We start from the raw sequence: 9379 nt of genomic DNA, 5'->3' as shown, positions 1-9379 counted from the left end.
GTGCTCGCGCTCGGTCAAAACTGCCCCGGGCATGCGGTAGGTCGTACTCATGGCTCGCATTAGAACCCGAACGTACGCCCGCCTCCGGCGCGACCGGATTGCCTGCGGCGGCCCATTCTCGATTCGGGTAGCGCTGAAAGTGCGGCGCGGCCGGCTGCGCAGCGCTAGTCGAGAATCTGCTTTAGTGCGCGACTCGGTTGACTGGTTTCAATCTTGTCCAATGCCATCTTGGCGACGCGATACGCGGCGCTGATGTCGCTATCGGCAGCTCGTCGGCGCTGCCTTTCCGCAAAGTTAAACTGCCCGAGTTCCTTGCGTCCCGCGGCGGCGAGTGCCGCGGCTTCCAACGCCTGTTGCATTTCCATGTAGCCCTGAACAAGCGCGTAGCTGCCAAGCTCATGCAATGGAATGGCAGCAAGAGCTTTCAGGCAGGTGCGAAAGGAACTCTCGCTGTAGGTTATCTGGTAATAGGAATCACAGGGTTCGCGTTCAAGATCCTGTACGAGCTCGAAGGCTCGGGCAGCGATCGGGAAGAGTGCGCGAACTCGCTCAACGTGTTCCCGATCCCGCAGTTGTAGTGCGTGCTCGAGCGCGGACTTGGATTGAGCTCGCCCGATGATCCATGCGCCCACGATGGCACCAATAGATCCAAAAGCCTGTACCCACGAGGCCCAGTCGGCCGCCTTCAAGTCTTCGCGGATGCCCCATCTGATGAGGCACCCCACCAAGACGAGCGTTAGCGCGGACATCGCCGTGCGTTTAGAAAGTCGCCACCCGAAGGGAAATTGCCTGAAGTGCGGATAGCGGCGATAGAGCCAATCTAAAGAGGAGTTCTGCATATGGCTGCTCACCTTAGCAGACCGCGACGCCGTCCGATATTGGCGAAGGGCGCCGAACATGCTCCAACTCTAGTCCATCGGGGCGCTGGCGGCTTGGGCACTACGTGGTAGTAGAAGTAGCCGAGCGACTTCCAGGGCGCCAAACTATCGCCGTCTGGAAGATGCCAGCGTTGGGTTGAGCCCGACTGAGTATGGGCGTCGGGGTGTGAGCTGCACGCGATTGCCGGGTCACGGCCGGCCCGTGCCCTAACGATGACGCTACGGTGTGTTCATGCGGACGTCACATACGCGCAATACGGACAAGAATCAAGCGTGTTAAGCAGTAGGCACAATCTGGTAGTGCTGCACCGATGCTGGTTCCCCAACATTGCAGTACACGTAGAGGAGCAGTGAATGTCCAAAGATGGTCAATCGACCCGAAAGAAGGGATTTGTCGCGGCCCATTGGCTGCGTCAGTCTGCCGAAGATTTTTTGCAATGGACGGTGACATCCGGTGAGGCGCGAAGCAGGGCGTCCACCATGGGCGATGCGATTGCTCGTGTAGTTCACCCGTCTTGGTATTCCGACATTCCCGGTTCGGTGGCACGCAACCTTCCGGAAGCCCTTAAAAACTGTGATGCGTTGTCCTTCTCCCAGGTCCCGGAGGCCGCCGCCTATGCTGGCCTGCATCTGCTCGACCGCTACGGGCGCGTAATGCAGGTGCTGGAGCACCTGATGCGCGCAGGGAGACTCCCCCTCAGAAAGGGGGGAATAAAGGTGTTGGAGGTGGGCTCCGGGCCCGCGCCAGCGCTCTACGCCTCGCGGGATTTCTATGCGATGTTGCGAGTCTGGCCCGGGCGAGGAGACACTGAGGTAGCACATGTTGAATTCGCTCACTCCCTCGAGCGTGGCCAGGCCTGGGACCGTGTTCTCCACCACCTGTCGGAGCATTTGATGATTGCACGAGGTGGCGACGGGGATGTGAACGGTTTGCCGTTTTCGCGAGCAATCGATGAGTTCACGGGCTTTAACGCTACTGCGCGACACCACCAATCAGTCGCTCAGCGCACCCAAAGAATCCTCCAGGAATTCAGCGCGGCAGACGAGCACATTACTCGAAAGGCTGCCTCCAGAATGGCATATCAGGAGGGAGGGTCGCCACCATCTGCATATGACCTAGTCTTCATGTGCAACTTCTTAACCCAGCCATCGATGACAGACGGTTTCCGTTCAGAACTACACGGACTTGCGCGTGCGTTGACTCCTGGGGGCGTGCTGGTAGTTATGGGAGGCACCGGCGTGCAATATCCAGCAATCTACGAGGCAGTGCGAAGCATCGCCTTGAAGGCGGGGTTGACCGAAATTAGCCCGACCGATGTTATTGATGCGAACCTCGGCCCCCATAGGGACATTGTGTGTGCACATGTGCGGGAAAACGTGGAATCAGCGCTTGCTGATTGCGACGAAGAAGAACGAGCCGACATCCGCTCAAAGCTGCCCACTGATCTCCGAAATCCAAAAGCAGAATTCGTGCTTCCAAAGTATCAGGCACTAATCTTCGTCAATCAAAGGAAGCCAAGTTTGGCAAAGAACTCTGGGGCCCCATTTCCCCCGGCGCGTAAGACCCAGGTAGCGCCCGATTCGGCATCGATGATGTGTTGAACCATCGCGCTCCCTACACGCTGACCCCGCTGAGTCTCGGCCACCACGACCATTGGACTTGGACTTGACCCTGTTGCGCGGACGGATTGGGACTTGATTCTCAAGTCGACGCCTTCTTCCGTAAGAATCGGGTGTCCGCGAAATCGGGTGAACTTCAAGACTAGCGAAAGCGAACGACTGCAATACTCTGCGTCTGGGCCATTCAAGCCGTCCAATGTCGCCATTGAGATGCTTTGAGCGACGGGAGGACACCTATAGTGGCGACGTCCTGACGCCATAACGTACAACCACTTAGACCAAAATTGTCAACCCGATCATGAGTGACGCCGCCACCGGTTCGCCGCCGATAGAAATCGACAAAGTTCGAGCATCAAAGGCGGGCCATGCCTTTCATGAGGCTTGGGCCGCGCGCACCGCCCTTGAACTCCTGCCCCCGTCAACCGACCTTACTGCTATCACGCTCGAGGGTTTCGATGAACGAGACGAACAGAGCTTGGGAACCGGTGCGGTCGAGATTGCCGATCTTGTCCGGTACCACGGCGGCACCGATGTTGCCCGGGCGCATCGAGTCACGGTCGTTCAGTTCAAATACTCGATCGCAAGCGCCGACACGGCAGTTCGAGCTGCCGACCTGGCATCAACTCTTGCCAAGTTTGCCGCGACCGATGCCGAGCTTCGGGCAACGCATGGCGATGATCATGTTCTCGACGTGGTCCGGTATGAATTTGCTACAAACAGGCCCATCCACGAGAACCTATGGAAGGCGATCGCAGCGGTTGTCGCGGGCACGCGAGAAACCGGTGATATTGCCCGCCAAGCGGGCCAGATCGCAGAAGCTCTGAAAGAGTATCCCCATCCCTCTGGGGACCTGCTGCGTCGATTGGAAATAGTCGGCAGCAAGGGAAGCCTGACCGAGGCTGAGCGTGCGATTTCAACAACGCTCGCCGCATGGAGCGAACCTGGGGATCCGGATGCGGAGAAACGCCTCCTTAAGTTGCGGAATCTCATCAGGATCAAGGCCGGTCCCGGTAGTGAGACGGACAAACGAATTGATCGGGTAGCGGTTTTGGCTGAACTGGAGGTGGAGCACGAGGACCGTCTGTATCCCACGCCCGATGCGTTCCCCGAGGTTGAGGTAGTCATTCAGCGTGACGTCCTTGGCGACATTGCAACCCTCGCCCGCGAAGCTGGTCTTCCTCTCGTAGTCCATGCTGCGGGCGGGATGGGCAAGACTGTCTTGATGCAAGGCCTCGCCGACCGATTGCGCGCCGATGGCCCCGTGGTGCTCTTCGATGGCTTCGGCGCCGGTCGCTGGCGGGATCCTGCCGACGGTCGGCATCTCCCAGAAAGGACACTTGTCCACCTTGCCAATCTCATGGCTGGGCAAGGCCTGTGCGACATTCTGTTGCCAGTGGCGGACGCAACGGGCTTGCTGAGGGCGTTCCGCCGACGGCTCGCCCAATCGGTGGAGACGGCTCGGAGAACTCGCAGCGATGCATGTGTTTCACTGGTGCTCGATGCGATCGATCACGCCGGGCTTGCCGCGCGGGAAACCGCGACATCGTCGTTCGCACACCTTCTCATGCGCAGCATCAGCGTCGATCCAATCGATGGCGTTCGCATCGTCGCATCGTGCCGGACTGAACGGCTCGCGCTGGCGACCGGCGATGCCTCGCACCGTCTTTTTACGGTTCCACTGTTCACTGACGCGGAAGTACGTGCCCTCGTTGAGCGGCGCGTGCCGGATGCTTCGGCCGCCGAGATCGCCGCTCTGCTGACGCGGTCAGGTCGCAATCCACGCTGTCTCGACAACCTGATTACGACCGGACGGCCGTTTGATCCCGTGTCTTTCCCTGGCGCCCCGGGAGAGCCGCAAGATCTGCTCGACGTGCTGCTTCTCAAGCGTCTCACCGAAGCGCGCGAAACTGCACGCGCTCGCGGTGCAAGCGATGCGGACATTGACCTCCTGCTCACAGGCATCGCCTTGCTGGCGCCCCCAGTGCCCATTGCAGAGCTTGCTGCGGCTCACGGCTTGATCGCGGAGCAGGTTGAAAGCTTCGCGGCCGACCTCACCCCCTTGCTTGAGCGAACGCCACACGGCCTGATGTTCCGCGATGAACCGACCGAGACTCTCATCCGATCGAGCTACGGCGCGAGGCAGGTCGGTCGAGATCGCGTTATCGCTGCACTCCAAGAACGCCAGCTCACCTCAAACTATGCAGCCCGGGCACTGCCAGCGTTGCTCACCTCGCTACGCGACGCCAATCAACTCATCCAACTGGCCTACGATCAGCGTGTTCCTCGAGGCGCTTCACAGGTAAGCGCACGCGACATCCGTCTATCGCGGATCACTGCCGCGATAGCACTGGTGGGAGAGCTGAACCGGCGCGACGATCTTCTGCGCCTGCTGCTGGAAGCATCGCTCGTTGCCGCGGGCCATGAGCGATCCGACCGCTTCCTATACGAGCATCCTGATCTCACCGCAGTGGCAGGAGACCCCGAAGCCTTGCGACGGCTTTCCGCGACCAATGTGGGCTGGCCTGGAGGGAAACACGCCGCGCTTGCACTTGCGAACGTCTTCGCAGGTGACCGAGACGAGGCCCGTCGCCACGCTCGGCGATCGATCGATTGGCACAATTGGGCCGCGAGTTCCAAAGGCAGCGCGCACTTGAGCGAATCGAGCGCCTCGAGGGAGTGGGACGATATTGGCTTCGCCTATGTCGAGATGCTGGCGGGCAATGACGTGCGCGTTGCAGAGTTCTTCGCTCGTCGAGACGAGGGTGTGGCCTTCGCCAAGTTTCGGGACTTGTTCGATCTTCTGGATCGACACCAGCGTTCGGCGCATCCGCCCAAGACGCGCATCGCAACGCGGTTGTTGCATTGCCGACTGCCATCTCGCGCACTCTACGCCGCCGCACTTCCATTCGTCGGCCGTGACCCATCTCACGCCAGAGGACTTGTCGCGGCACTTGCTGCTGCATCTTCTGCGAATGGCAAAAGCGAAGGCTTGGCGATAGCCAGCGTGCTGGCGTCGGCACTGGCGATAGACCTCGGCATGGAGAAAGAGGCAACAAGCATCCTCGCTGGAACTGCACTTAAATCGCCTAGCGTTTATGACTATTCCAGTCAGTATCCCAGCGACCGCGCGATCCACGTGGCACTACTGGCCGCCGGTGTTCGAGTTGCCCTGAGCAAGAAGCGCGCCGCCTTGATTGACATAGTGCCGGCTGAATTCATCGGATTGGTGCCTGCAAGTGCTCGATCACGGGGCGCAGCGACCTTCAGTCGGGTGCTCAACCAGAAGCTAGCGCCTCGGAAGTTCGATGGAACTCGGCGCCGACGGAAGAGGCGCGATGAACTCGACGAGGAAAAGCGATCGAACTATTCGCGTGCGCTTGGCAGCCGGATATTGCCGATGCTGAACTATGCGCAGGCTGTCGCCGACATCATTCGTCCGCCGAATGGAAAGGCGCGGGACGAGATGGTGACCGCTGCCTTTGACCGACTTGTCCATGATGTCGAGCAGTCATCCGACTATCCGTATCCGGACGGGAAGGCGTATCTCGCGCGAAACGGTTTCCGAGTGATTTTCGACCTTGCCGATGCGTTGGGTGGGCTCAATGCCGCGATTGCGAATCGCATGGCCGAGTGGGCACCGAGCGCGCCGGGCCTGTTCACACCGGAACTTACCAATGCGGTCGCTCGACTCTCACGTATCCCCCAGTGCCATGATGCTGCGCTCCTCCTTGCCGGCCATATCGAGCGCAAGATCCAACTCGATACCGATGTCGGAACCAGAATTTCATCCTATGGTGACCTCGCTCGCGCAGCATGGCGAGTGAGCACTGAAGAAACTGCGGCCTATTTTCGCCGTGCGCTCGATCTTGCCGAGGCAATTGGATCGGATGACTTTGATCGTACCAATCACCTGCTGGAACTGACTGGCCACTATTCGGGTCCCGAACTTTCGCCGGCGGCGACGCACACCCTGGCGCGCATCCTCGAACTGAATCAGAACGAGGATGGCAAATTCCCTTGGACTGAATACGCGAAAACGATGGTGCCGATTGCTGGTCGGGCGACGTTGGCTACGTTGGCACGGCTGGATGATCGTGACACTGCTCGGCTCGGACTGTCACTCGGCCCAGCGTTAACGGTCCTCGTTCGTGATTCGAAGCTTTCTGTTGAAGCCGCCGTCGCTCTGTTTGGCCTGGCTGCTCCAATCGAAACTTGGACATGGCGTATCTCGGGCTTCGCGTCAGAGGTCATTGACCGCCTACCTCAAGAGCGACGGGAATGGTTCTTCGATCTGCTTCTGGTCGAGATTGATCGCGAGGATCAACTGTCTCCCGCACGGGAGACGATCGAACGGCTACTTGACCTCGCTGAGCGTAGCCTTCCTGCCGCTTCTCATGCTCGAACACGAATCGAGGGCCTGCTCGTTCGCCTTGGACCAAAATCAGAATCGCGAACGGTCATGTCTGCGTCAACCGCGACGGAGCCGCCACCCGCCTTTCCGGTGGACCTCACAGACTCCGACGTCATTGACCGTCAAATACTCGACCAGGAGACTGATCGGTCGGGGCGGCGCTGGCCGGTTCGGACACTGACCGATCTGGCGAAGCGAGCAAACTCCCCTGCCGAGCGCCTCGGATTCGTCCGAGCGGTCGTCGAAGCAACGGCTGCCACGCTTGCCGACAAAATCCATGCGCTGGAGGATTACTTGGAGGCGTGGGGTAAGTCGTCGGCGGCAATGCGCGATGCTCTGCCTGACTTGGGGTTGCGCCTGGCGACCAAGCACGCCGCCGAACTCGCAGCTTCAAGCACCGATGCGTGGGGAGGCTGGCGAGGGTTGGAACAGCATTTTCACGCCGGCCGCGCGACCCTTGTCGAGCACGTAGTCGCAGCGCTCCGGAGCACTGCGGATAGCCTTGGCGGCAACGCTTGGCTTGCACTCGCTGCGAAGCTGGCGCCCGACGTCAGTGCCGATGCAATTGCGGAGGGCCTCGAACGGTTTCTGGCGAATACAGGTGAAAAACTGCCGTCCGAAGTTGGGGATGGACCGTGGGACGCTCGTTTTGCGGTCCCCGGCGACGAGGCGATATTCGTCGCAGGGCTCGTGTGGGCGAGGCTTGGCCATCCAATCGCAGCAATGCGCTGGCGCGCTGCCCATGCGGTGAGGCGCTTGGTGGTTGCCGGACACCCCGAAGTGGTTGAACGACTGATCGAGCGCTTTGGGTCTGCTCCGAGCTTGCCTTTCGGCGATGCGAAGCTGCCTTTCTACGTAATGCATGCGCAGCTCTGGCTGTTGATAGCGCTCGCTCGCGTAGCGAAAGACGCTGCCGCCGCATTGGCCCCTCATCGTGCGTTCTTCGAGCGAATCGCCTTTTCCGTTGAATTTCCGCACGTCGTCATGCGTGCGTTCGCGATAGACATACTTCGCGAGCTTGCGGATGCACTCGCACCCGAAGAGCGCGAAGCTCTTATCGCCAAGCTCGGCCCCGCAAATCAGTCGCCCTTCCCATCGGTCCCCCGAACCCGCTATCGCGAGTTCCGGTATGCCCCCAGGCCAGACGCCTCGCCGCGACCAGAGGATGGCTTCCATCTCGACTACGACTTCAACAAATATCATGTCGAGCGCTTGTGCCGGGTCTTCGCTTGTCCAGGCTGGGAGGTGGAAGACCGCATCAGCGCATGGGTGCGGCGTTGGGACACAACCGTTCGAGGAATGCACGATTGCCCACGTAGCAGAAACCATGACGCACCTTGGTCTTCGGGATATGTTCCGGGCCGAGATGGGTACGGGGGATACCTCGGATGGCACGCGCTCATGCTTGTGGCTGGTGAGTTGCTGGCGACACGGGCGGTTGTCGGCGAGGACTGGAACGGTGATGCCTGGGCCGCGTTCCTGAGGGAATACACGCTGTCAAGAAACGACGGTCTCTGGCTTGCCGATCTCACCGATCCGTTTCCGCTCGACCTGACCAAGGAGGCGGAGATGCCTATGCCGGAAAGCGGTGAGAGAAGCACGGTCCGCGAAGACAGCAATCTGTTGGCACCGTTGCTCGGCTTGCTGGACGGCAAGGTGGCGGCGGGTTGGCTTCCGGTCGCAGGACGTTGGTCGATCGGGCGAGACACAACTGTCATGCTTCAAAGCGTACTGGCGAACGCCGGCGATGCGCGAGCGGTGGTCATGGCCGTGCTGTCAGCTGAAGCATTCTTTAGATGGTTGCCTGACGATGAAGATGAGATTGCCCGTCACTTCGGCGACGACGGTCACACCGTTCAGCCTTGGGTTGCAAAGACACCGAACACAGAGCGCCAGCTCGATCGGCATGATCCTTATGGTGCCGCCACCGCACTCGACAGGCCTTTCCCATCGGATTGGACGCGAGACTTGTTGGGGACTGTCGCGGATGATGAGGTGGTCCGCTGCTGGTCAGTCGACGGTAAAGCAGCCTATCGCGCCGAAGCCTGGGGTGCTGAAGGCGGGCGGGGTGAGTACGCCTGGAGCGATACTGGATACCGCTTGTTCGTCAGTCGTGGCGCATTGCTTTCCCTGCTCAAGGTGTCCGAGCGGAGTCTTGTCGTTGCGCTCACGCTTCAGAAATATCATAGAGGGAAGTCGAGCGGACGTGTCGGGGACAATAGCGCCTTCACCCATCGGTCACTGGTGGTCGTCATTGACGAACGCGGCCAGAGTTTGTCGCCGCGAGGCCTCTCTCGACAAGCCAAGGAAGCCCTGGCGACGCTCGACCCCGATCGGAGACGCGATTTCTATTCGCGATTCCGCGCGATCGCATGCCTGCCCGATGAATCGCTATAGCGGCGCATTAGTCCATCAGGACCGATCGGAATTTGAACCAATCATCAACTGACTGACAGCCCGGTTTGTGGCA

The 9379-nt window shown here is 60.1% G+C and carries 3 protein-coding genes; 2 read left to right on the top strand and 1 reads right to left on the bottom strand.

Features of this window, described 5'->3' with window-relative positions; genetic code table 11:
- Positions 1-164: 164 nt before the first annotated feature.
- A complete protein-coding gene (locus tag BLW05_RS32010) occupies positions 165-899 on the bottom strand; it encodes a hypothetical protein (RefSeq protein WP_143044981.1) in 735 nt (244 codons plus the stop codon).
- A 333-nt stretch (positions 900-1232) separates the two neighbouring features.
- On the opposite strand from BLW05_RS32010, the gene BLW05_RS32005 reads away from it, so the two are divergent.
- Both BLW05_RS32005 and BLW05_RS32000 read left to right on the top strand, forming a co-directional pair.
- Positions 1233-2480 (top strand): hypothetical protein, encoded by a 1248-nt coding sequence (locus BLW05_RS32005; protein WP_143044980.1) that lies wholly within the window; start codon positions 1233-1235, stop codon positions 2478-2480.
- A gap of 316 nt (positions 2481-2796) precedes the next feature.
- A complete protein-coding gene (locus BLW05_RS32000; RefSeq protein ID WP_218135260.1) occupies positions 2797-9306 on the top strand; it encodes a hypothetical protein in 6510 nt (2169 codons plus the stop codon).
- Positions 9307-9379 lie beyond the last annotated feature (73 nt).

It is taken from the genome of Variovorax sp. YR216 (assembly GCF_900107745.1).
GTDB lineage: Bacteria > Pseudomonadota > Gammaproteobacteria > Burkholderiales > Burkholderiaceae_C > Variovorax.
This window is presented reverse-complemented; position numbering and strand designations above follow the sequence as displayed.

Excerpts from the sequence above, each read along its gene's own strand:
- BLW05_RS32010 (WP_143044981.1), bottom strand. The coding sequence starts at position 899 with ATGTTCGGCGCCCTTCGCCAATATCGGACGGCGTCGCGGTCTGCTAAG.
- BLW05_RS32005 (WP_143044980.1), top strand. The coding sequence starts at position 1,233 with ATGTCCAAAGATGGTCAATCGACCCGAAAGAAGGGATTTGTCGCGGCC.
- BLW05_RS32000 (WP_218135260.1), top strand. The coding sequence starts at position 2,797 with ATGAGTGACGCCGCCACCGGTTCGCCGCCGATAGAAATCGACAAAGTT.